The following is a 21097-nucleotide window of genomic DNA, read 5'->3' on the forward strand; positions in this document are numbered from 1 at the left end:
CGGAGCTATGGGCAATCGTTAGACTCCACTCACTGCGGTTGGGGCCGCCCGACAAAGAAGCGGAAGGACCCTAACCATGAACCGTTTAACCCGCCTGGTCGTCGCCTCCGGCGCTGGCCTGGCTCTCGCCCTCACTGCCTCGCCGGCGCTGGCCGCGCCGCCGTCCGACCCGGGCAGCAACCGCGCCCAGGTGGAACACACCGAATTCAGCACCCCTGATGGGTCATACACCTATGAGTTCCGCGGCGCGACCCGAAACGTCGACGGCCACTACACGACCAACACCCGCGATCAGACGACTATCGGTCAGTCGTCGTTCGACTATGAAACGCACTACACCCTGACGGACAACGTGACAAAGCTGAGTAGCCAGAACACGTTTACCGAGGATGGCGTGACGTGCCGCGCCAACTCCCAGGTTGTCCTCACGAACGGTGAGACGCGCACGGAGAAGACGCATTCGAGCTGCTAGCACGGACTCCGGAGATCGCTAACTTCCGTAGCGACGATGCTGCACCACAGGTTTCCTCCTGCTGAGGGAAAACTGAGGCCGGCCCCTATGGGATGTAGCCAGCGGTCTGCGGGCGGTTTAGGGCTTTGCCGGATAGCCGGCCGCAGGCTTGGTTTCGATGTAGTTGATCACCAGGAACTCCCCCGCCGGGACGAGTTCCACGTACCAGCGGGTCGGTGTGTCCAGGTCCTCCCAGCTGCCCTGCCCGGCAACGGTGGGCCGGTAGACGGCGTCGAACTTCAGGAACGTGCCGCTGTCCGCGGCGCTCGAATCGATCTCCTGCAGCAGCTCAAACGTGCCGCGCCCGCCCGCCTCCGGCCCGGCAACGCGGACCGCCGCCAGGTTCTGCTGGTTCATCACCTTCACCGCCGCGAAGTATTCCTGCCACGCGACGTCGCTGTGCGTGGTGAACAGCGTGCTCGAATAGGCTTCGGCGTTTCTTGCAGCGAGGTCTGCGACGCAGTTTTCCGGGACGGCCTTGCCCGGGCTCCAGGCCGTAACCAGCTCGGAGCCGGCGTTGAGCCAGCCGCTGTAGGCGTTCAGGACGCTGCCGATGGTTTCGCGCGGCGAGCCCTTGGGGATCCGGACCGGCGACACGTCGTCACGGCCCACAAAGGGGCACTCCGGCGGCAGCACGGACGCGGGCGTTGCCGGGGCGATGTCCGGCAGCGGCGTCGGCAACGGGAACAGGCTGCACCCGGACAGGCCCGCCAGCAGCGCCAGGACGGCAGCCGCCGTCGTAATTTTATTCATGGTTCTCCCCCAATACCGCCGCCGCGTCCGGACGACGCTGACCAGCCTACCCGCGCATTCCGCCTCTTCAGCCGGGGTAGATGGCCACGGCACCGGCCTTGATCACGAAATACACCTGCATGCCCGGCGCCAGCCCGAGATCTACAGAGGCAGCCGGCGTGATGTCCGCGCTCAGCTGCCCGCCCTCCCCGGCGCGGACCCGGATCCCGTCCCCGTGCGGCTCCAGGTCCGTGATGGTCACGGCGAAGGAGTTCCGCGGGCTGCCATGCGCTTCGGTGAGGAAAACGGAAACGGCCGACGGCGGGAAGACAGCCACGCCCGGCTGCCCGGCAGGGAGCGGGGCGGCTGCGTCGTGGTGGCCATAGAGGTTCAGGGCACCGGCCCGCAGACCGTGTTCGGTCAGGTGGCCGGCCACAAAGTTGAGTCCGGCGAGTCCGGCCGCGAACCGGCTGCGCGGGCGCTGGAGGATGTCCCGCGTTGGGCCTTCCTCGCTGATCCGCCCGTTTTCGAGGATGACCACCCGGTCGGCCAGCATCAGGGCGTCGAGGACGTCGTGGGTGATGATGATGGCCCTTCGGCCGGCCAGCACGCGCTTGAGCAGGCGCCGGAGCAGCGGCGCGGCATGGATATCCAGCGCGGCCATCGGCTCGTCCAGGAGGAGGAGCCCGGGGTCGGCGGCGAGCGCCCGCGCCACAGCTACGCGCTGCGCCTGGCCGCCGGAGAGCTCGGCCGGGCGGCGGGCCTGCAGCTCCGTCGCTTCGACTTCCGCGAGCCACCGCAGGGCGGACTCCCGCGCGGCCTGCTTCGAAGCCCCCGCACTCCGGGGCCCGAAGGCCACGTTCTCCAGCACGCTCAGGTGCGGGAAAAGCAGCGGTTCCTGGGCCAGGAGCGCTGTGCCCCGCCGGTGCGGAGCCGTCCACTGGCCGCGCCCGGCGGTGAGGTCAAACAGCCTCCTGCCGTCCAGTTCGGCCGTGCCAGAGTCCGGGTGCAGCAGGCCCGCAATGACGTTCAGCAGGGTGGATTTTCCCGCGCCGTTGGCTCCCATAATGGCCACCGTTTCGGCTGGCCCCACCGCGAGGGAGACGTCGAACCCGCGGCCGGCCACGGCGGCCTGAACCGAGAACGTCACCGGACCGCACCGCCCTCGGCGGGCGCCGTCGTCGTGCGTTCCCAGCTGCCGGACGCAGCCCGTTCGGCGGCGCGGGGACTGCGGTACGCGAGCGCCACCACGGCAACCGCCACCCCCACGAGGACCAGGGCAAGCGCGACGGCGGCATCGGCGTCCGTTTCGCGCTGCAGGTAGATTTCCAGCGGCAGGGTCCGGGTCACGCCCTGCAGGCTTCCGGCGAACGTGAGCGTGGCGCCGAATTCACCCAGGCTGCGGGCGAAGGACAGCACCGCGCCGGACGCCAGTCCCGGCAGCACGAGCGGGAGGGTGACCCTGCGGAGCACCGTGGTGGGCCCGGCGCCGAGCGTCGCCGCCACCGCTTCGTACCGGTTCCCGGCGGTCCGCAGGGCACCCTCAAGGCTGACCACCAGGAACGGCAGGGCCACAAACGTCTGGGCCAGGATGACCGCCGTCGTCGAAAAGGCGATCTGCAGGCCAGCCACTTCCAGCGTCCGGCCCAGCAGCCCCTGCCGCCCGAACGTGTACAGGAGTGCGATGCCGCCCACCACGGGCGGAAGCACCAGCGGGAGCAGGACCAGTGAGCGGAGGAAGCGCTGGCCGGGGAAGCTGCCGCGGGCCAGGACCAGGGCCAGCGGCACACCGAGCACGATGCACAGGAAAGTGCTGGCCGCGGACGTGCGCAGGCTCAGTCCCAGTGCCTGCAGCGACGCTTCCGACGTGATCAGCGGGATGAACTGGGCCCAGTTGACCTTGGCCACCATGGCCGCCAGCGGCAGCACCACGAACAGGCCACCGGCAGCCGCAAGGACGTAAATCCAGCGCGGGACGCCGCCGTATCCGCCGTTCCTGGCCTGTCTCATGATCTCCTTGGGTGCGGCTTACTTACGGGGCGCCGAAGCCGGCCGCGCTCAGGGTTTTCTGCCCGTCGACGCCGGTCATCATGGCGATGAAGGCTGCCGCCAGTTCCTTATTCCGGCTCGAGCCTACTGTGGCGATGGGATACGTGTTGACTGCCTTGCCGGATTCGTCGAACGGGATCCCTTTGACCTTGCCTCCGGCGCCTTTGACGTCGGTGACGTAGACCAGGCCGGCGTCGGCCTCGCCCGAGGTGACCTTGCCCAGGACGTCCGTCACCGATGACTCCTCGCTGACCGGCGAGAGGCTCACGCCCGCGGCCTTTTCCACCGTGTCCGCGGCCGCCCCGCACGGAACCTGGCTGGCGCAGACGACCACCTTGACGCCTGGCTTGGCCAGGTCCGCGAAGGACGCGATCGACGCCGGATTGGACGGCGGGACGGCGATCTCCAGGACGTTGGTGGCGAAGTTCTTCGCGGTCCCGTCCAGGAGCTTGGCATCGGCCAGTTTGGTCATGTTTTTGGTGTCGGCGGAGGCAAAAACGTCGGCCGGTGCGCCCTGGGTGATCTGGGTGGCCAGGTCCGAAGAACCGGCGAAGCTCAACACGAGCTTGGTGCCGGGGTTCTTCGCCTCGAAGTCGCTGGCCAACTCTGTGAACGTGGCCTTGAGCGACGCGGCTGCGAAGACCGTGATGGTCCCGGACACCTGACCGGTGGCGTCCGGGGACTGAGAGGCCGGGGACTGCGCCGCGGCGGACTGCGTGGCCGTGGGCGTCGTAGCCGGTGCGCATGCGACGAGGCCCAGCATGAGGGCGGCTGAGATGATGGCGGGTGACCCGTGTTGGCGGGTGCTCAAATGATGCTCTTTCCCTGCGGCGTTTCGATGATGACTGTGGTTGCTTTGACCACCGCGGTGGCCACGGAGCCGAGTTCCAGGCCCAGGTCCCGGACTGCTTCGCTGCTCATCAGCGACACCACCCGGAACGGCCCGCACTGAAGTTCCACCTGGGCCATGACCTTGTCCGCAGTGATACCCGTGACCAGGCCAACGAACCTGTTGCGCGCCGAACTCCCTGACCGGTGCGGGTCCTCGGGAAGCTGCGCGAGCTTCTGGGCGTGCCGGGCCAGTTCCAGTCCGTCCACGGCCAGCCGGCCGGCGTCGTCCTTGACGGGGGTGAGGCTGCCGTTCTCTGTCCAGCGCCGGACGGTGTCGTCACTGACGCCAAGGAACCGGGCGGCCTCGGATACGCGAATAGTGGGCATTTCATGATTCTAGTCCGCATATGCGGTGTTTCTCAGTAGTTTCCACCGCGGATCCGAAGATGACTTTGCTCCTTCTTTCGCTCCCGCGCGAGGCTCCAGTTGGGCTTCCTCTGGAACGTCCCGGGCCGAAGTCCTACGCTATGGGGAAGGGGAGGGGCTGCAGTCGCTGAGGAGCGTTTGTGATGAAGTGGATCAGGCCTGACAGCCCCGACTATGACCCGGCCCGGAAGGTCTTCAACGCCAGCATTGACCGGCGGCCGGCGGTGATTGCCCAGTGTTCAAATGACGCGGACGTGGCCGAAGCCCTGCGCTACGGCCGGCAGAATTCCCTCGCCGTTGCTGTCCGGGCCGGCGGCCACTCAGTGGCCGGAATGTCCATGAACAATGACGGCCTGGTGATCGATGTCCGGCCCATGAAGTCGATCGATGTGGACCCGGAATCCAGCATCGTCACCGCCGGTGCGGGCCTGACGTGGGGCGAGTTCGACCGCGCCACCCAGGAGCATGCCCTGGCGGTCACCGGCGGACGGGCCTCCACCACCGGTGTGGCCGGCTTTACCCTGGGCGGCGGATCCGGCTGGCTGGAGCGCTCCTTCGGGTTCGCGTGCGACAGTCTCGTCTCGGTGGACCTGGTGACGGCCGACGGCGAGCGTGTCACCGCGAGCGCCCGGGAAAACCCCGAACTCTTCTGGGCGCTCCATGGCGGCGGCGGCAATTTCGGCGTGGCCACGTCCTTCACATTCCAGGCGCACCGGCTCGGCCCCGTGGTGCACGCCGGGATATGGCTGTGGCCCGGTGAAGAGGCCCTGGACGTCTCCCGCGCGTACAGGGACCTGGCCCTCGCAGCCCCCGATGGCGTCGGGGTGGGGCTGCTGTACTTGACCGCTCCGCCCGAGCCGTTTGTGCCTGAGCATCTGGTGGGAAAAATGGCCGTCGCCATTGGCTATGTCTACGCGGGTGAGCCCGAGGAAGGCTCCGAACATGCCCGGCCGTTCCGCGAACTCGGACCCGCCGTCGACCTGGTGGGTGACACAGGCTATGCAGAGTTCAACGGCTCCCTGGATGATCCTCCGGACCATTACAACTACTGGAGCGCGGACTACCACGACGAACTTCCCGATGCAGCTCTGGACCTCTTTGTTGAGTCGGCCCGGAACCTCCCCGATGCCACGTCCCAGCAGCTCATCGCCCGCTGGGGCGGCGCGGTCGGCGGAAGCGCGGGGGCGGCCACGCCCTTGATCAACCGGAATGCGGCCTGGGTGAGCCACCCCTACGGCATCTCCCCCACCCCCGAGGAAGGCGAGCTGGCCAAGGCCTGGGTGAAGGACTTCCGCCAGAAAATTGCGCCCTATGCCTCGGGCGGGGTGTGGCTCAATTTCATCGGCAACGAAGGCCAGGAGCGCATCCGTGCCGCGTTCGGCAACGGGAACTACGCCCGGCTGGCCAGGGTCAAGCGGGACTTCGATCCGCGGAACGTCTTCCAGGGCAACCAGAACATCCTGCCAGCCGGCTCCTGAGCGGGCCTGCAGCGGTTGGCGGCCCCGGCGCAGACCACCGCCGCACTAGACTTCCCCCATGGCGATTTACCTGGATCCGCCGCTCTGGCCCGCCCACGGCACACACTTTTCGCACCTCATCTCGGACACCTCGCTCCCGGAGCTGCACGCCTTCGCCGCCGCGGCCGGCATCCCGGACCGGGCGTTCGACGGCGACCACTACGACGTTGCCGAGCGCCGGTTCGACGACCTCGTCGCCGCGGGCGCCATCGCCGTGGAAGCCCGGATCCTGGTGCGAAAGCTCATCGCCAGCGGGCTGCGCATCCCGGCCCGGCAGCGGAACAAGTCCCTCAAGGTCCCGTTGCTGAACCGCTGGGAAGCCATCATGCCGGGACACGACGCCCTCTTCCTGGACCTGCTGGACCGCTGGAGCGAGGACCACCGCCGGTATCACGGCTGCACGCACCTGCTGGCAGTCTTGGAGGCCATGGACCTGCTCACCGACCCCGACGATCCGCCGCGGACCGTGCTGCTCGCAGCCTGGTTCCACGATGCCGTGTACCGCGGGATCGCCGGCCAGGACGAGGAGGAATCGGCCCGCCTCGCCGAGGAGCGCCTCACGGATGCGGGGCTTCCGGCCGCCGAAGTCGAGGAGGTGGCGCGGCTGGTCAGGCTGACGTCGGACCACCGCCCGGAACCAGGGGACGACGACGGCGCCCTCCTCTGCGACGCGGACCTGTCAGTCCTCGGCGGCGAACCTGAGCCGTACGCCCGGTATGTGGCCGCCGTCCGGGAAGACTATGCGCACATCGGCGACGCCGACTTCGCGGCCGGCCGTGCCGCCGTCGTCCGTCATCTGCTGGAACTGGACCCCTTGTTCCACAGCGACCGCGCACGGGAACTGTGGCTCGATGCCGCCCGCCGGAACCTTCTGGGCGAGCTGGCCTGACTCTTCGCGCAGCCGCCGGAAGCCTTTACGGGCGCCCCGGCCGGTGCAAGACTGCTCGGATGAACCTGCGCATCCAATCTGTCAGCGTCGACTCCACAGACCCCAAAGTGCCCGCCGATTTCTGGGAGAAGGCCCTGGGCTGGCGCCGCACCTATGAGGTGGAAGACGAAATCGTACTGGAACCCCCTGCAGGCAGCCCGGCAGACGGCGTCAGCCCGGACCTGCTGTTCGTGAAGGTGCCGGAGCAGAAGGAGATCAAGAACAGGCTGCACCTGGACTTGCGTCCGGATGACCAGGCCGAGGAGGTGCAGCGGCTGGAAGCCCTTGGCGCGTCGCGCATTTCTATTGGGCAGGGGCCGGAGGTGACCTGGGTGGTCATGGCCGACCCGGACGGCAACGAATTCTGCGTGCTGCGGGCGCTCCGGTCAGAGGAGCTCGAAGCCCAGGGCCTGGTCCCCGGGTTTAGCGAAGCCCCGGGGAATGCCGCCGGCTAACGGTACGCGGTAACGAACGGGCTGTTAGTGGGAACGATCTGCTTGCCCAGCGGCATCAGGCTGACCGGGATGAGCTTGAGGTTGGCGATGGCCAGCGGGATGCCGATGATGGTGACCGCCATGGCAAAAGCTGTGACCACGTGGCCGATCGCGATCCAGATGCCCGCCACCACCAGCCAGATGACATTCCCCAGCAGCGGGAACACGCCCGTGCCGCCCGGTTTGTCCACCACCATGCGCCCGAACGGCCAGAGCGTGTACGCCGCAATGCGGAAAGACGCGATGCCCCACGGGATGGTGACGATGAGCAGGCAGCAGATGATGCCGGCCAGGAAGTAGCCCAGAGCGAGCCAGAGTCCACCGAATACCAGCCAGATGATGTTGAGCAGAGTCTTCATCTGTCCATTGTGCCCCGCGGGGTCTGACAAAAACGTAGGGGTCTGCCCTGATTGGCCCCTGATCTTCGGCCATGGAACTTGGACCCTGGAACTTGGACCCAGAAACCTGGACCGGGCCTCAGCCCTTGGCGGCCTTCACGAAGGCGCGGATCTTCGCCAGGTCCTTGACGCCACGGGAAACCTCGACGCCGGAGCTGACGTCCACGCCCCACGCACCTGAGGCGGCGGTGGCGTGCGCCACGGTGTCCTGGTTCAGCCCGCCGGCCAGCAGCCACTTGCGGTCCTGGAGCGCCGTCACATCCACCATGGAGGCGTAGTCCCAGGCCTCTCCGGACCCGGGCACTGCGGCATCAATCAACAGCATTTCCTCGCCCCAGTTGGCGAACGCGTCCGCAGTGGCTGCCATGGTGACCGCCCTGATCAGCTTCATGCCGGCGTCGTGCACTGTTGTGACGTCCTCCGGGGTGAGGTCTGCATGGAGTTGGACCCACTCGAGTCCTGCGGCACGGGCGATGGCAATGGCATCGGCGACCGGTTCATGCCGGAAAACGCCGATGGCAAGTACCCCATCCGGCACATCGGCCAGAAGAGTGGAAACCTGCGACGGCGAGACCACCCGCGGGCTTGCGGTGAGGACAAAGCCGACGGCGTCCGCCCCGGCGTCTACTGCTTCACGGACGGATTCGGGCGTACTGAGTCCACACACTTTGACGAACATTCCGGCTCCTTCAGGCTGTCTACGCATAGTCCCCCGGGAGGAGACTAACAGGCAAGTACCCGCGGCGCCGATGTTGGCCGGTTCCATTTCAGAAGCCGGAGAGCATACGCTCCACCATGGTGCGGCCGGTCTGTTCGAAGGCGGCGTCGCCCAGCTGGTTGGCCCATACCACCGTGCCGATGGCCTGGTTCAGGTTCTCCAGCCGCCACACGTCAGTCTCGGCCGGGGCCACAGTCTTGCCGAGCCCCGCCTGGAACGCGTCCGCCAGGTCGGGCCTGCCAACGAACCGCTGATGGCTGAGCCGCACCAGATCGTGCACCCACGGACGCGGTTCAGCCCGGCCGAAGTCGATGACCTTGACCTGCCCGTTGTCCTGCAGCCAGTTCCTCGGCTGGTAATCGCCGTGCGTTGCCACCAGCAGCGCCACGCCCGGCCGCAGTTCATGGAGCGCCTGTTCAAAGCTGTCGAGCTGCGATTCGGGCAGCAGCCCGTGGGCACGGTCCATCCACGCACGGGTCTTGGCCGTGAGGGCTGTTGCATAGGTGGACGAGACCCCGGCGGGCCGGTGAATCCTCGCCAGCAGTGCCCCGGCCTGGCGGTACGTTTCCGGATCGTCCTCGGCCGGCGTCCCCTCCACCAACGTTCCCGGCAGGAATTCCGTCACCAGGATCCCGGCATCCGCCGAGGCATGCCGTAACGCCGGAATCCGCCCGTGAAGCCCCTCAAACCCGCCGGCGTGGGCGGCGATCTCGCGGTGGATATGGTGGCTTGTGGTGCTCGCCTTGACGATGAATTCGTCGCCCGACGGCGTGGCAACGTGGAGGACGTTCGTGTCCTGCAGGGGCCACGAGTAGTCCTTCACCACGCTGAATCCCCCGAGCCAGGACGTCAGCAGCCGGCTCTGTTCCTCGGTGATCCCCTGGCGCATTTGCCCAGCATGCCACGCGTGGCGGGGTCGCCCAAACACTGGAGAGGGCGCCCAAACAAACTAGGCTGGTCCGATGGAGATCATCCGCTTCGCAGAACTCAGGTCCGAACCGTGGCGCAACGGCGGCGGGGTGACCCGGGAGCTTGCCAGCCACCCGAAGGCCGCCTCTTCGCAGGACGGCGCCTGGGACTGGCGGGTCAGCATCGCCGATGTCAGCAAGGCCGGGGATTTCTCGGCGTTCCCGGGCATGGAACGTGTGCTGACCGTGATCGACGGCGAGCTGCTCCTTCTCACGGTGGATGGCGCCGAGCACCCGCTGGAAAAGTACCGGCCGTTCAGGTTCTCCGGCGAAGCTGCCGCGCACGGTGCCCTGCCCACCGGGGACATCCGCGACCTGAACGTCATCACCCGGACGGGGTCGTTCAAGGGCTTCACGTCCATCATCGAGCTCTCCAAAAAGCGCGCGCACCCGGTTTTTGAGGGCCAGCTTGCTGTGCTGCTGCAGGGCCAGGCCACCGTCAGCGCGGGCAACCTCAGCGTCAGCGCGGAAGCCGCGGGAGCCGCTGCCGCCGCAGAAGCCGACGCCGACGCCGACGCCGACGCCGACGATGCTGCCCCCAGCCCCACGGAACCCGAGGCACTCAACAGGTATGACGCCGTCGTCGGCTCCGATACCGGGACCCCCGAAATCCTGGGCCGCGGCTTCCTGGCCGTGGTTTCAATCGACCGCGTGACTGCCTGATCCAGCGCTGCAGGCTAGCCTCGCCTTCGTTATCTGAGCCTTCCCACACTGGTCAGCGAAACGCGGCCCTCCTAGACTCTGGCTATGACTTCCACACCCTTCAATGCGCTCCTGTCCACCCAGATCGGCAACGAGTTCGCGGCCTCGCAGCAGTACATTGCCGTGGCCACGTGGTTCGCCAACCAGGACCTCCCCCAGCTGGCCCGCTACTTCTACCGGCAGGCCGTGGAGGAGCGGAACCACGCCATGATGATGGTGCAGTACATGCTTGACCGCGACATTGAATTCACCATCCCGGGCGTCCCCACCGTGCGCAACGACTTCTCCTCCGTGACCGAGCCGCTGGCCCTGGCGCTGGAGCAGGAGAAGGAAGTGACGGCCGCGATCGAGGCCCTGTTCCGCGCCGCCCGTTCCGAGGACGACGCCCTGGGCGAGCAGTTTATGCTGTGGTTCCTCAAGGAGCAGGTGGAGGAGGTCGCCGCCATGACCACCCTCTATAACATCGCCGAGCGCGCGGACAACCTGTTCGACATCGAGAACTTCATCGCCCGCGAAACCGTGGGCAACGGGGGCCGCGACTCCTCCGCTCCGGAAACGGCCGGCGGCGCGCTCTAAAGGTCCCCCCACCCCCGCGGTGAGGTTGGCCACCAACCCGGCCACCCGCCGTCGGGCGTTGCTATGCTGGAAACAAGGCTCCGCACAGGACCCTCCGGACGACGGTTCAGTACCCGGCACGCGACAAGACTGGCCAAAGGATCTGTCATGTCGTGGTTAATCCTCATTCTTTCCGGGGCGCTGGAGGCCGTCTGGGCCGCAGCCCTGCACCGGACATTCCAGGCCTCCGGCCGACGCCGGCTCGCGCCCGCCCTCCTCTTTCTGGTCTCCGTCCTCGCCAGCATGGCCGGCCTCGCAATCGCTATGCAGTCCATCCCCACCGGCACCGCGTACGCCGTGTGGGTGGGCGTGGGCGTGGTGCTGACGTCCGCCTACGCGATCATCACCAGGGCGGAACGTCCGACGACGGCGCGCCTGCTGCTGCTTACCGGCATCGCCGCGTGCGTGGTTGGCCTGAAGGTGGTGGCGTAATGAATAAACGTTCCGCTGCGTGGCTGATGCTGCTGGCCTCCGCCGTGCTGGAAGCCGTCTGGGCCACCGCCCTGGGCCAGTCCGACGGTTTCACCCGCCCCCTGCCCACTCTTGTCTTCACGGTGACGGCCACCCTGAGCATGATCGGCCTGGGCCTGGCCATCCGCAGCATCCCGCTCGGGACGGCCTACGCCGTCTGGGTGGGGATCGGCGCTGCCCTGACGGTGGGCTGGGCGATGGCCACCGGCGTCGAACCCTACAGCGTCCTGAAGGTGCTGTTCATCGCCGGGATTGTGGGCTGCGCGGCCGGGTTGAAATCCCTGCCTGCTGGCAGGAACAATGAGCCAGCCACCGAGGACACGCCGGCGTCTGCCACCTTCGAATAGCCACCGTGCCCGTCAGGCCAGAGCGCCTTTGATGAGCAGGCTCACCCCGGCAACCAGACACAGGCTGAGGGCCGCGGGACGGAGGGCGGCGGCGGAAATCCGCTTCACCACCGGCCGCGATGCCAGCGCCCCGAGGGCAACGCCCGGCAGCAGCCAGCCGGTGAGCAGCAGCTCCTCCGTGCCGAAGGAACCGGCGCCCGCCAGGGCGAGCAACGAGACCAACGACGAAACCAGAAAAAACAGGGAGAGGTTGGCACGGTACCGGGCCGGGTCTTCGCTCCGGTAAACCACCACAAGCGGCGGCCCTGAGGTGGAGGCAACCGTACCCAGGACTCCGCCGAGCAGGCCGGCCGTGAACAGGGAGAAGCGGTCTTGCGGGATGCGGAACCCTGTGAGTCCGGTGAGCACGCTGGCCACCACCAGCCCGCCCACAATCATACCGGTCCATTTGCCGTTCAGCAGGGGCAGCACACACAGTCCGGCAACGGCACCGGGCAGGCACCCGGCAATGGCCAGCTTGAGATCCACGTGCCGCAGCCCCCTCCGGTTCTGCCAGCTCACGAACAGCATGACCACCACCGACACGAGAAGCAGCGGGCCGGGCACCAGCTGCGGGCTGATCATCAGCAGCAGCGGCGAGGAGACGATGCCGAATCCGGACCCGGTGCCGGCCTGTGCCACCACAGCGACGGCAACTATGAGAGCCGCGATGATGAGTTCCGTGGTGGTCATGGTGTCCATTCCTAGATGAATTGCACTCCCACGTAGGCGAGTACACCGATGAGGCCCCAGGAGAGCATGGCGACGACGACCGCCCTGCCGCTGGTGTGAAGAATTGACCGTATTTGCACGGACGCTCCCAGCCCGAACAGCGCCGCAGCGAGCAGAAGGTCCTGCGCGAGCGCAGCACCTTCCAGGACCGCATGCGGCAGGATTCCCAGCGTCCGCAACACGATCATCGCCATGAACCCGGCCACGAACAGCGGGATCAGGGGTGGGAATTTGAGCTTGCCTTCTTCGATGCCGGCGGCCGCCTTGCTGTGCTGGGAACGCTTGCGCCGGGAACGGTTGCGGCAGCGCTGCACCAAAGCGGCAGCGGTGACCATCGGGGCGAGCATCAGGACACGGGTGAGCTTGATGACCAGGGCCCCGGCCAGGGCCGCGGTGCCTGCCGTCTGTGCCGTCGCGACAACCTGCCCCACGTCATGGACGCTGGCCCCCACCCAATGCCCGAACTGCACCCCGTCCAGGCCGAGAGGACCCTTGAGGGCCGGCAGCACAGCGATGGCAAGGGTTCCGCACAGGGTCACGAGCGCGATGGGCACCACGGTCCCGCGGTGATCCGTCCTGGTCACTCCGCTCATGGCCCCGATAGCGGAGGCGCCGCAGATGGAAAAGCCTGCGGCCAGGAGCAAAGGCTGGTCTCCCGGAAGCCTGAAAGCCTTGCCCAGCAGCAAGGTGCCCACGAAGGTCAGCAGCACGATGCCCACCACGATCCCCAGTGTCGCCCAACCGAGGGCCGCGACGTCTATGAGGCTCAGCTTCAGTCCGAGCAGCACGATTCCGAGCCTCATGAACCTCTTGGCGGCCAGCACCAGCCCGGGCTGCATGACTCCTTCGACTGCCGGGCCGATCCCGGGCAGGTTGGCGGAAAGGATGCCCAGGATGACGGCCACCGTGAGGAAGGGGAGCACCGGGACGGCCGCGTGGACAAGCCAGGCGCCGGCCACCGCAGCGGCCGCCAGTGCGAGCCCGGGCAGCCGCCTGTCCCGCAGGCCTCGCGGGAGAAATCCACGCTGTTTGCCGTTTCCTTCCGGCTTGTCGCTTCCTACGGGCGTGGCAACGTCTTGTGTCATGGTCGTCTGCGATCCTCCCGGAGCGGGCTTGCGCCGTGCTCAGGCCGGATCTCCTTTCTTTCGAGTACGGAGAGCGATTGCATGGCGCTCAACAGGCCAACGGACGCGATGTCCCCGGCGCTGCAACCACGGGACAGATCGTTCAGGGGCGCTGCCAGCCCCTGCAGGATCGGGCCCACGGCCACGGCTCCCCGAGCCGTTCGGTGATCTTGTAACCGATGTTTCCGGCGTCCAGGCTGGGGAACACCAGCACATTTGCCTGACCCGCCACGTCCGAGCCGGGTGCTTTCGCCGCCCCGATGGCGGGGACCAGCGCGGCATCAAACTGCAGCTCGCCGTCCACGTGCAGCAGCGGGTGGCGGGTCCGCAGGATTTCCATTGCGGACCTGACCTTGTCCACGTGCGAGTGCATGGCGCTGCCCCGGGTGCTGAAGGACAGCATGGCCACCTTCGGCGGCTGCCCCGTCAGCGCCTGGTGCATGGCGGCTGCCGAGGCTGCGATGTCAGCCAACTGTTCGGCGGAAGGATCGGGAACGACGGCGCAATCGCCGAACGTCAGTTCCCTTCCGTCGGGCAGCAGCATCAGGAACGAGCTGCTCAGGGTGGTGCATCCGGGGTCCAGGCCCACCACGCGCAGCGCGGCCCGGAGCACCAGGGCCGTGGGTGTCCCGGCACCGGCAACACAGGCGTCCAGATACCCGGCCCGCAACGCGGCAGCGGCAACATGGACCGGTTCCTGACTGGCGTGGGGCAGCTGCTCGGGTTTGCGGGCGTAAGCCTCCCCGATCAGCGCGGCGATGCTGCTGTCGCCGGCCAGCCCGCCGACGTCGAGGATGGCGTCGCCGGGCAGCACACAGTCCAGTTCGGCCGCCACCCGCCGGATTTCAGGGCTGCGGCCAATGAGCCTGGGGCTGATGATTCCTTCCGCGGCCAGCGCACTGGCAGCGCGAACGGCACGCTTGTCCTCGCCGTCGGCGAATCCGACCACCCGGCCGCGGCCGGACAGCTCCTGGCGCCAGCGCTCAAACAGCGCGCTTCCCGCGGGCGGCGCTGCCTGCGGAATGCGCTTCTCAACAATCGCCGTCGCCATGGTTGTACCTCTTATCTCGAACCTGCGGAGGCCACATCGGATCCTGCGAAGGCGTCCACGAGGGGGCGCCTCCGCAGGCGAAGAATCGGATGCGGTGGTTAGGGCTGGATGGCCTTCTCGATGTCGGTGAGCATGCCGTCCACACCATGCAGCAGCGCGGACAGGACCTCTGCGTCGGCCACTAGCGGCGGGGAGATCATGATCATGGTGGCACCGCGGTCGTCCCCGCGCAGGATCACCTTGGTCCGCTTGAAGGACTCAGGAAGGACTTCGCGAAGGACCTTCAGCGACTCGGCTTGGGTCAGTTCGCGGCCGCTGAAACTGTCCGCCATGAGTTCGATCGCGTAGAAGAAGCCCGTGCCCCGGACTGCCTTGACGCAGCGGTGCGAGTTCTTCAGGGATTCCAGGGCCTCCATGAGCTTCGGACCCTGTTCCTGGACGTTTCCCAGGACGTTTTCGTCCCGCATGGCGGTGATGTTGGCGACCGCGACGGCGGTGGAGACCGGGTGCCCGCCCCAGGTGGCCCCGTGCGTGAAGACGCCGCCCGTGGAGGAGTTGAACAGCTCCTGGACCAGCTGCTCGCGGACGATCAGGCCGCCCAGGGGTGCGTAGCCGGAAGTGGAACCCTTGGCGAACGTGACCAGGTCCGGGACCACGCCGGTGACGCCGTAGCCGAAGAAGTGGCCAAGCCGGCCGAAGGAGCAGATGACTTCATCGGAGACCAGGAGGATCCCGTACTTGTCGCACAGTGCGCGCAGGGCCGGCCAGTAGCCCTCAGGTGCCACGAGGGCTCCGCGGCCGTTCTGGACCGGCTCGACAAAGATGGCCGCAACGGTTTCCGGGCCCTCTTCGAGGACCACCCGCTCAATGGCGCGGAAGCAGTCGAGCTCCGTGACCGGGCCGCAGTCGCCGGTGAAACCGAGGGTGTTCGGGACGCAGCGGATTCCCGGCAGGAGCTCGCCGAACGGTTCCTTGATCTTGGGCAGCTGCGTGATGGACAGGGCACCCATGGTGGTGCCGTGGTAGGCCATGTCGCGGCTGATGACTTTGGTGCGCTGCGGCTGGCCCTGGCTGCGGAAGTACTGGCGGGCAAACTTCAGGGCCGTCTCCACGGCCTCGGAGCCGGAGTTGACGAAGAACGTGGTGCCCAGGTCGCCGGGGGCCAGATCCGCGATGAGCGCGGCGGCCTCAATGGCCGGCGGGTGTGCCGAGCCCCAGTTGGAGGCGTAGGCCAGGGTGCTGATCTGCTCACTGGCAGCCTTGGCGATGTCCTGGCGGCCGTGGCCCATGTTTACGCAGAAGAGCCCGGCGAGGCCGTCCAGGTAGCGGTCCCCTTCGGTGTCGATGAGGTAGCTGCCTTCGCCCCGGACAAAAATCGGGAACTCGCTGTCCCAGGTGTCCTTGCGGGTGAAATGGGGTCCGAGGTGGCGCCGGGCCTGGGCCCGGAGTGTGGTGGCGTCCAAAACTATCTCCTTCTTGTCGAGGTGAGTAGCGATGATCGAAGCCTAGGCTGGCGGCCACCCCGGGCATCAGTGCCACATCGTGCCCGGCTGATGGGTCCAGTTTGGTCCCGTCAGCCGACGCACATCTGGTGCTTCTGGTCCCATCCTGGACCGGAACATACTTCGATAACGCTGCGCAGCCCGCACGGCGGACTTATTTGCAGAGCACCCATCAACAACATGGAGGTCACAATGAAGATCGGCATCCCGAAGGAAATCAAGTCCCACGAATACCGAGTAGCCGTCACGCCGGCCGGCGTCCACGAGCTCGTCGCCCACGGGCACGATGTGTTTATTGAGGCCGGCGCCGGAGAAGGCTCGTCCATCTCCGATGACGCCTACACGGTAGCGGGAGCCGCCATCCTTCAGACGGCCGACGAGGTCTGGGCCGCCGCCGATCTGCTGCTCAAGGTCAAGGAGCCGATCGCGCCGGAATACCACCGCATGCGGCCGGATCTGACGATCTTCACCTACTTGCACCTGGCCGCCGACGAGGCCTGCACCCGGGCCCTGCTCGACGCCGGCAGCACCTCCATTGCCTACGAGACGGTCCAGCTCGAAGACGGCTCGCTGCCGCTGCTGTTCCCCATGAGCGAAGTGGCCGGCCGGCTGGCTCCCCTGGTGGGCGCACAGTGCCTGACCCGCCCCGAGGGTGGCCGCGGCGTGCTGATCGGCGGCGTCTCCGGTGTGGCACCGGCCCGCGTGGTCATCATCGGCGCCGGTGTGTCCGGCATGAACGCCGTTGCCGTGGCTGCCGGCATGTGGGCGGACGTGGTCCTCTTCGACAAGAACGTGGACAAGCTGCGCGCAGCGGACCGCATGTACCAGGGCCGGGTCCGCACCCTCGCCGCCAACCAGCTCGCCATCGAGCAGGAGGTCATCCAGGCCGACCTCGTCATCGGCGCCGTGCTGGTCCCCGGGGCCAAGGCGCCCAAGATCATCTCCAACGAACTGGTCTCCCGCATGAAGCCCGGCAGTGTCTTGGTGGACATCGCCATCGACCAGGGCGGCTGTTTCGAGGACTCGCACCCCACCACGCACCAGGAACCCACCTTCCGCGTCCACGGCTCGGTCTTCTATTGCGTGGCCAACATGCCGGGCGCCGTACCCCACACCTCCACCTACGCGCTGACCAACGTCACACTGCCGTACGTGCTGCAGATCGCCGACAAGGGTGTGGAGCGGGCCGTGGCCGAGAACGCGGCACTGCGCGCAGGCCTGAGCACCCTGGGCGGGCGCCTGACGAACGCGGCCGTCGGCGCAGCCCACAGCATCGACGTCGCTGATGCACTCGAATCTTTGGCCCGTAGCTAAAGTACAAGGAGTAATTCTTGGCGGGGGAGTTCATACTGAACTCCCCCGCTTCTTTCGGTCCTGATACTTCATCGCGCTGCTTGGGAGGCGAAACGTGCCACGGACACTCATAGAGATTGACCGCAGCTCCAGCGAGCCCCTGTACCGGCAGGTCCGCCGCGTCATCGAGCACGGCATCGCCGTGGGCATCTTCGATTCGCGCCGCAGGCTGCCCAGCTCCCGGGAACTGGCCGCCGAGCTCAAGGTTGCCCGCAACACCATCAACCTGGCGTACCAGGAACTCCTCACCGAGGGCCTGGTACTCAGCCACGAACGCAGCGGAATCTTCGTCAACCCGGAAATGCTGGCCGCGGCGGAAGCCGACGTGCCGGCCACGGATTCGATGATCGATTGGTCCTCCCGGATGCGCCGCTACGCGGACGAGGGCGTCCCGGAGGTGGAAAAGAACGCGGACTGGCACACATATCCGTACCCGTTCGTCGCCGGCCAGGTGGACGTCCACAGCTTCCCCGCCACGGCCTGGATACGGAGCCTGCGCGAAGCCCTGTATCAGCCCCACCGTTTCGCCAGCCTCCAGGACAGCGTGGGCGCCGACGACCCGATGCTGATCGAGATGATCCGCCGCCAGATCCTGCCGGCACGCGGCATCGAGGCCGGTGCGGACGAAATTCTGATCACGGTCGGATCCCAGCAGGGACTGGACCTGCTGGCCAGGACACTGCTGGGCCCCCACCAGCGCGTGGGTATCGAGAACCCCGGCTATCTGGACGCTCGTCACATCTTCCTGCGCACCGGCGCACAGGTCTACGGGATCGACGTCGACCAGGACGGGCTCTGCCTCCCCGGGACCCTCAGCGGCACCGCCTTGCTCTACGTCACCCCCAGCCACCACCACCCCACGAATGTCACGCTGAGCATGGAGCGCCGCCGTCGCCTGCTCAAGCTTGCCGCCGCGTCGGGAACGGTCCTCATCGAAGACGACTACGACAGCGAGTTCCGGTACGAAGGCAGCCCCAGCCCCGCGCTGAAGGCCCTGGATTCCACCGGCGACGTGCTGTACCTGGGCACGTTCTCCAAGTTCCTCTCCCCCGGGCTGCGGCTCGGGTTCCTGGTAGGACCCGCAGAACTGATCACGGAACTGCGGCGCGTGCGGCGATACCAGGTGCGCCACCCTCCCGGGCACATGCAGCGCGCCCTCGCCCTGATGATCGACAGCGGCGATTACCACCGCGCCCTGCGCCGTCACCGGCGGCAGCTGAAGACGCGCTGGGAGACGGTCACCGAGATCTCCGCACTGTGCCTCCCCTGGGAGCAGGGCCCGTACCCGCCCGGTGGCGTCAGCCTCTGGATGGAGGGGCCGGCCCGGCTCGATGCCGTGGAGCTCGTGCGCCGTGCCGAAAAGCGCGGTGTGCTGATCGAGCGCGGGGACGTCTTCTTCAGCCAGGAAAATGCGCCGCGGAACTGCTTCCGGATCGGCTTCGGCGCCATTCCCACGCGCTCCATCCCGGAGGGCCTGGCCCGCGTGGGCGAGGTGGCCACGAAGCTGCTCGCCGAGGGGTAGTCCGGTCCCGTGGCGCTGGACCAGGCGCCGGTAACGGTCCGGCCTCTAAGCACCGGCAAAGCCAAAGACTCCCCGGACCTTTCGGTCCGGGGAGTCATGTGTCAGCTACGACCGGCTGTCCGGTCTACACGTAGTCCTTGTACTTCTCGAGCGTGCGGACCGGCTTCGCGAGGGCATCGCGGCGGAAGGGGTCTCCCAGTTCGCGGGTGCACATAATCTCGATGACCGTGGTCTTGCCCTCTTCCATCTGGGCGGCGAGCGCGCGCTTGAGCGCGGGGCCCACCTCGTCGAGCTGGTCGACCACGATGCCTTCGGCTCCCATGGTCTGGGCCATGGCGGCGAAGCTCTCGCCGTTGTCGAGTTCTCCGGCGATGAAGCGGCGGTTGTAGAACTCCACCTGGTTCTTCTTCTCCGCACCCCACTGGCGGTTGCGGAAGACGACGGCGGTAACCGGGATGTCGTGCCGCACGGCGGTGAGGACTTCGCCCATGCTCATGGCCCAGGCACCGTCGCCGGCGTAGGCCACGGCGGGACGGTCCATGGCTGCAGCCTTGGCGCCAATCATGGTCGGCAGGGCGTAGCCGCAGTTGCCGAAGCTCATCGGGGCGAAGAAGCTGCGGGGTTTCTCGAAGCGCAGGTAGCTGTGGGCCACGGAGTTGATGTTGCCGATGTCCGTGGAGATCATGACGTTCTCCGGCATCGCCTTCTCCAGCTCGCGGAGCACCTGGCGCGGGGACAGCCAGTTGCCGTCCTCGTTCTTGTGCTCCTCGAGCATATCGAGGCTGTACTCATCCTTTTCGTGCGTCCACGCGGTGAGTTCCTCTTCCCAGCTTTCCTTCTCCGCCTTGATGGTGGCGGCACGCCCGGCCTTCGTGGCGTCGCAGGCGAGGGTGAGCTGGTCCAGGCGCTTGCTCAGCTCGAGTGCCACGGCTTTGGCATCGCCGCAGATGCCCACGCTGATCTTCTTGACCAGGCCCAGCATGGTGTGGTCGGCGTCGATCTGGATGATCTTCGCTTCGGTGGGCCAGTACGCCTGGCCGTACTGCGGCAGGGTGCCGAACGGGCCCAGGCGGGTGCCGAGGGCGATCACGACGTCGGCCTGGGAGATGAGCTTCATGCCTGCCTTGGATCCCTGGTAGCCCAGCGGACCGGCCCAGAGCGGGTGGCTGGCCGGGAAGGAGTCGTTGTGCTGGTAGCTGTTGACCACCGGGGCGCCCAGGCGTTCGGCCAGGGCTTTGCATTCCTCGACGCCGTCGGCCATGACCACACCGCCGCCGGAGACAATCACGGGGAACTTGGCCGTGGCGAGCAGGGCTGCTGCCTCGTCCAGGCTCTTGGTACCGCCGGCGCCTCGATCCACGCGGCGCGGCTGCGGGATCTCGACAGTTATCTCCCCGTAGAAGTAGTCACGCGGGATGTTCAGCTGCGTGGGTCCGTTTTCAGACATGGCGCGGTCGAAGCAGCGGCCGGTGAATTCGGCCATGCGGGCCGGGTGGGTCACGTGGCCCTGGTATTTCGTGAATTCCTGGAACATGGGCAGCTGCTTGGCCTCCTGGAAGCCGCCGAGGCCGATGCCCGTGGTGCCGGCTTCCGGCGTCACGATGACCACGGGGCTATGCGCCCAGAATGCCGCGGCGATGCCGGTGACGCAGTTGCTGATGCCCGGTCCATTCTGGCCGATGACCACGCCGTGGCGTCCGCTGGCACGGGCATAACCGTCAGCCATGTGGGCTGCCCCCTGCTCGTGGACCACCGGAACCAGGCGGATGCCTGCGGGGGCGAAGATGTCCATGGCGTCCATAAAGGCTGAACCCATGATGCCGAAAATGTCGGTGACGTCGTTGGCGACCATCGTCTCCACGAAGGCCTCCGACGGTGTCATTTTCTGCACGCCCTTGGCGACTTCGCGGGCGGCCTTGGCCGGTGCTGCCTGGGCCGGGGCGTCTTTGCCCTGCCCCGCGGATGAGTCGGTGACGAGCGCTTCTGCCGTGCCGTCGTTGGCAACGGATGAGAGTTCGACGGTGTCTTGGCTCATGATGATTGCTCCTCCTCCAGGATTTCACCTAG

General features: G+C 67.2%; 22 protein-coding genes, 1 pseudogene and 1 riboswitch. Of the genes and pseudogenes, 10 read left to right on the forward strand and 13 right to left on the reverse strand.

The features are described 5' to 3' along the window. The first annotated feature begins 76 nt into the window (after window positions 1-76). Window positions 77-472, forward strand: a complete 396-nt coding sequence (locus NIBR502772_RS00355; protein WP_141138612.1) for a hypothetical protein — start codon at window positions 77-79, stop codon at window positions 470-472. Between the two features lie 117 nt (window positions 473-589). Here NIBR502772_RS00355 and NIBR502772_RS00360 read toward each other — a convergent pair whose 3' ends face one another. From NIBR502772_RS00360 to NIBR502772_RS00380, 5 genes are all read right to left on the reverse strand, one after another. After that, window positions 590-1264, reverse strand: coding sequence for a hypothetical protein (locus NIBR502772_RS00360; RefSeq protein ID WP_141138613.1), 675 nt, complete (start codon window positions 1262-1264; stop codon window positions 590-592). A 67-nt stretch (window positions 1265-1331) separates the two neighbouring features. Continuing rightward, window positions 1332-2393 (reverse strand): sulfate/molybdate ABC transporter ATP-binding protein, encoded by a 1062-nt coding sequence (locus NIBR502772_RS00365; RefSeq protein ID WP_141138614.1) that lies wholly within the window; start codon window positions 2391-2393, stop codon window positions 1332-1334. Continuing rightward, a complete protein-coding gene (locus tag NIBR502772_RS00370; protein WP_141138615.1) occupies window positions 2390-3253 on the reverse strand; it encodes an ABC transporter permease in 864 nt (287 codons plus the stop codon). The genes NIBR502772_RS00365 and NIBR502772_RS00370 overlap by 4 nt, the downstream gene beginning before the upstream one ends. Window positions 3254-3275: 22 nt before the next feature. Beyond that, entirely contained in the window at window positions 3276-4055 is a 780-nt protein-coding gene (modA, locus tag NIBR502772_RS00375; RefSeq protein ID WP_141141862.1) for a molybdate ABC transporter substrate-binding protein, read from the reverse strand. Between the two features lie 44 nt (window positions 4056-4099). After that, window positions 4100-4510, reverse strand: a complete 411-nt coding sequence (locus tag NIBR502772_RS00380) for a molybdopterin-binding protein (RefSeq protein WP_104061539.1) — start codon at window positions 4508-4510, stop codon at window positions 4100-4102. Between the two features lie 182 nt (window positions 4511-4692). Between NIBR502772_RS00380 and NIBR502772_RS00385 the strand changes: the two genes are divergently transcribed. Genes NIBR502772_RS00385 through NIBR502772_RS00395 form a run of 3 tightly spaced genes read left to right on the forward strand, consistent with a single transcriptional unit; the run spans window position 4693 to window position 7449 of the window. Beyond that, complete coding sequence (locus NIBR502772_RS00385) at window positions 4693-6027, forward strand: FAD-binding oxidoreductase (RefSeq protein WP_141138616.1); 1335 nt, start codon at window positions 4693-4695, stop codon at window positions 6025-6027. A gap of 58 nt (window positions 6028-6085) precedes the next feature. Then, a complete protein-coding gene (locus tag NIBR502772_RS00390) occupies window positions 6086-6955 on the forward strand; it encodes a DUF4031 domain-containing protein (RefSeq protein ID WP_141138617.1) in 870 nt (289 codons plus the stop codon). 59 nt (window positions 6956-7014) lie between these two features. Then, window positions 7015-7449 (forward strand): VOC family protein, encoded by a 435-nt coding sequence (locus NIBR502772_RS00395; protein WP_141138618.1) that lies wholly within the window; start codon window positions 7015-7017, stop codon window positions 7447-7449. On the opposite strand, the gene NIBR502772_RS00400 is transcribed toward NIBR502772_RS00395, so the two are convergent. The 3 genes from NIBR502772_RS00400 to NIBR502772_RS00410 form a co-directional block, all read right to left on the reverse strand. Beyond that, window positions 7446-7847 carry a YccF domain-containing protein gene (locus NIBR502772_RS00400; protein WP_104061535.1) on the reverse strand — a complete coding sequence of 134 codons (402 nt, stop codon included), beginning with the start codon at window positions 7845-7847 and terminating at the stop codon, window positions 7446-7448. The two genes, NIBR502772_RS00395 and NIBR502772_RS00400, sit on opposite strands and share 4 nt — an antisense overlap. A gap of 118 nt (window positions 7848-7965) precedes the next feature. Continuing rightward, the gene (locus NIBR502772_RS00405) at window positions 7966-8565 is read right to left on the reverse strand and encodes a phosphoribosylanthranilate isomerase (RefSeq protein ID WP_141138619.1); all 600 of its coding nucleotides are present in this window, start codon (window positions 8563-8565) and stop codon (window positions 7966-7968) included. 88 nt (window positions 8566-8653) lie between these two features. Beyond that, window positions 8654-9493, reverse strand: coding sequence for an aminoglycoside phosphotransferase family protein (locus NIBR502772_RS00410; RefSeq protein ID WP_141138620.1), 840 nt, complete (start codon window positions 9491-9493; stop codon window positions 8654-8656). A 73-nt stretch (window positions 9494-9566) separates the two neighbouring features. Here NIBR502772_RS00410 and NIBR502772_RS00415 point away from each other — a divergent pair, with 73 nt between their 5' ends. From NIBR502772_RS00415 to NIBR502772_RS00430, 4 genes are all read left to right on the forward strand, one after another. Further along, window positions 9567-10235 (forward strand): HutD family protein, encoded by a 669-nt coding sequence (locus tag NIBR502772_RS00415; RefSeq protein WP_141138621.1) that lies wholly within the window; start codon window positions 9567-9569, stop codon window positions 10233-10235. An 84-nt stretch (window positions 10236-10319) separates the two neighbouring features. Further along, entirely contained in the window at window positions 10320-10850 is a 531-nt protein-coding gene (locus NIBR502772_RS00420; protein ID WP_141138622.1) for a ferritin, read from the forward strand. A gap of 72 nt (window positions 10851-10922) precedes the next feature. Beyond that, window positions 10923-10988: riboswitch (guanidine-III (ykkC-III) riboswitch) on the forward strand. A 9-nt stretch (window positions 10989-10997) separates the two neighbouring features. Next, on the forward strand, window positions 10998-11321 hold the full coding sequence (locus tag NIBR502772_RS00425; protein ID WP_141138623.1) for a multidrug efflux SMR transporter: 324 nt from the start codon (window positions 10998-11000) through the stop codon (window positions 11319-11321). Next, window positions 11321-11707: a multidrug efflux SMR transporter gene (locus NIBR502772_RS00430; protein ID WP_141138624.1), complete on the forward strand. Its 387-nt coding sequence runs from the start codon at window positions 11321-11323 to the stop codon at window positions 11705-11707. Before NIBR502772_RS00425 ends, NIBR502772_RS00430 begins: the two co-directional genes overlap by 1 nt. A 12-nt stretch (window positions 11708-11719) precedes the next feature. On the opposite strand, the gene NIBR502772_RS00435 is transcribed toward NIBR502772_RS00430, so the two are convergent. The 4 genes and pseudogenes from NIBR502772_RS00435 to NIBR502772_RS00450 form a co-directional block, all read right to left on the reverse strand. Then, window positions 11720-12439 (reverse strand): sulfite exporter TauE/SafE family protein, encoded by a 720-nt coding sequence (locus tag NIBR502772_RS00435; RefSeq protein ID WP_168223463.1) that lies wholly within the window; start codon window positions 12437-12439, stop codon window positions 11720-11722. A gap of 11 nt (window positions 12440-12450) precedes the next feature. Further along, window positions 12451-13563, reverse strand: coding sequence for a YeiH family protein (locus NIBR502772_RS00440; protein WP_141138626.1), 1113 nt, complete (start codon window positions 13561-13563; stop codon window positions 12451-12453). Beyond that, window positions 13560-14653, reverse strand: a pseudogene (locus NIBR502772_RS00445) (phosphotransacetylase). Before NIBR502772_RS00445 ends, NIBR502772_RS00440 begins: the two are co-directional and overlap by 4 nt. A gap of 98 nt (window positions 14654-14751) precedes the next feature. Further along, window positions 14752-16116, reverse strand: a complete 1365-nt coding sequence (locus NIBR502772_RS00450; protein WP_141138627.1) for an aspartate aminotransferase family protein — start codon at window positions 16114-16116, stop codon at window positions 14752-14754. A 231-nt stretch (window positions 16117-16347) separates the two neighbouring features. Between NIBR502772_RS00450 and ald the strand changes: the two genes are divergently transcribed. Beyond that, window positions 16348-17469 (forward strand): alanine dehydrogenase, encoded by a 1122-nt coding sequence (gene ald / locus NIBR502772_RS00455; RefSeq protein WP_141138628.1) that lies wholly within the window; start codon window positions 16348-16350, stop codon window positions 17467-17469. 94 nt (window positions 17470-17563) lie between these two features. Beyond that, a complete protein-coding gene (locus NIBR502772_RS00460) occupies window positions 17564-19030 on the forward strand; it encodes a PLP-dependent aminotransferase family protein (RefSeq protein ID WP_141138629.1) in 1467 nt (488 codons plus the stop codon). Window positions 19031-19154: 124 nt separating this feature from the next. On the opposite strand, the gene xsc is transcribed toward NIBR502772_RS00460, so the two are convergent. Then, window positions 19155-21065 (reverse strand): sulfoacetaldehyde acetyltransferase, encoded by a 1911-nt coding sequence (gene xsc / locus NIBR502772_RS00465; protein WP_246848640.1) that lies wholly within the window; start codon window positions 21063-21065, stop codon window positions 19155-19157. Between the last annotated feature and the right edge of the window lie 32 nt (window positions 21066-21097).

Origin of the sequence: Pseudarthrobacter sp. NIBRBAC000502772, from assembly GCF_006517235.1 — a bacterium.
Lineage (GTDB): Bacteria > Actinomycetota > Actinomycetes > Actinomycetales > Micrococcaceae > Arthrobacter.

What these genes read in the sequence shown, in the direction of transcription:
- NIBR502772_RS00355 (WP_141138612.1), top strand. Translation starts at nt 77, where the DNA reads ATGAACCGTTTAACCCGCCTGGTCGTCGCCTCCGGCGCTGGCCTGGCT.
- NIBR502772_RS00360 (WP_141138613.1), bottom strand. Translation starts at nt 1,264, where the DNA reads ATGAATAAAATTACGACGGCGGCTGCCGTCCTGGCGCTGCTGGCGGGC.
- NIBR502772_RS00370 (WP_141138615.1), bottom strand. Translation starts at nt 3,253, where the DNA reads ATGAGACAGGCCAGGAACGGCGGATACGGCGGCGTCCCGCGCTGGATT.
- modA (WP_141141862.1), bottom strand. Translation starts at nt 4,055, where the DNA reads ATGCTGGGCCTCGTCGCATGCGCACCGGCTACGACGCCCACGGCCACG.
- NIBR502772_RS00380 (WP_104061539.1), bottom strand. Translation starts at nt 4,510, where the DNA reads ATGCCCACTATTCGCGTATCCGAGGCCGCCCGGTTCCTTGGCGTCAGT.
- NIBR502772_RS00385 (WP_141138616.1), top strand. Translation starts at nt 4,693, where the DNA reads ATGAAGTGGATCAGGCCTGACAGCCCCGACTATGACCCGGCCCGGAAG.
- NIBR502772_RS00390 (WP_141138617.1), top strand. Translation starts at nt 6,086, where the DNA reads ATGGCGATTTACCTGGATCCGCCGCTCTGGCCCGCCCACGGCACACAC.
- NIBR502772_RS00395 (WP_141138618.1), top strand. Translation starts at nt 7,015, where the DNA reads ATGAACCTGCGCATCCAATCTGTCAGCGTCGACTCCACAGACCCCAAA.
- NIBR502772_RS00400 (WP_104061535.1), bottom strand. Translation starts at nt 7,847, where the DNA reads ATGAAGACTCTGCTCAACATCATCTGGCTGGTATTCGGTGGACTCTGG.
- NIBR502772_RS00405 (WP_141138619.1), bottom strand. Translation starts at nt 8,565, where the DNA reads ATGTTCGTCAAAGTGTGTGGACTCAGTACGCCCGAATCCGTCCGTGAA.
- NIBR502772_RS00410 (WP_141138620.1), bottom strand. Translation starts at nt 9,493, where the DNA reads ATGCGCCAGGGGATCACCGAGGAACAGAGCCGGCTGCTGACGTCCTGG.
- NIBR502772_RS00415 (WP_141138621.1), top strand. Translation starts at nt 9,567, where the DNA reads ATGGAGATCATCCGCTTCGCAGAACTCAGGTCCGAACCGTGGCGCAAC.
- NIBR502772_RS00420 (WP_141138622.1), top strand. Translation starts at nt 10,320, where the DNA reads ATGACTTCCACACCCTTCAATGCGCTCCTGTCCACCCAGATCGGCAAC.
- NIBR502772_RS00425 (WP_141138623.1), top strand. Translation starts at nt 10,998, where the DNA reads ATGTCGTGGTTAATCCTCATTCTTTCCGGGGCGCTGGAGGCCGTCTGG.
- NIBR502772_RS00430 (WP_141138624.1), top strand. Translation starts at nt 11,321, where the DNA reads ATGAATAAACGTTCCGCTGCGTGGCTGATGCTGCTGGCCTCCGCCGTG.
- NIBR502772_RS00435 (WP_168223463.1), bottom strand. Translation starts at nt 12,439, where the DNA reads ATGACCACCACGGAACTCATCATCGCGGCTCTCATAGTTGCCGTCGCT.
- NIBR502772_RS00440 (WP_141138626.1), bottom strand. Translation starts at nt 13,563, where the DNA reads ATGACACAAGACGTTGCCACGCCCGTAGGAAGCGACAAGCCGGAAGGA.
- ald (WP_141138628.1), top strand. Translation starts at nt 16,348, where the DNA reads ATGAAGATCGGCATCCCGAAGGAAATCAAGTCCCACGAATACCGAGTA.
- xsc (WP_246848640.1), bottom strand. Translation starts at nt 21,065, where the DNA reads ATGAGCCAAGACACCGTCGAACTCTCATCCGTTGCCAACGACGGCACG.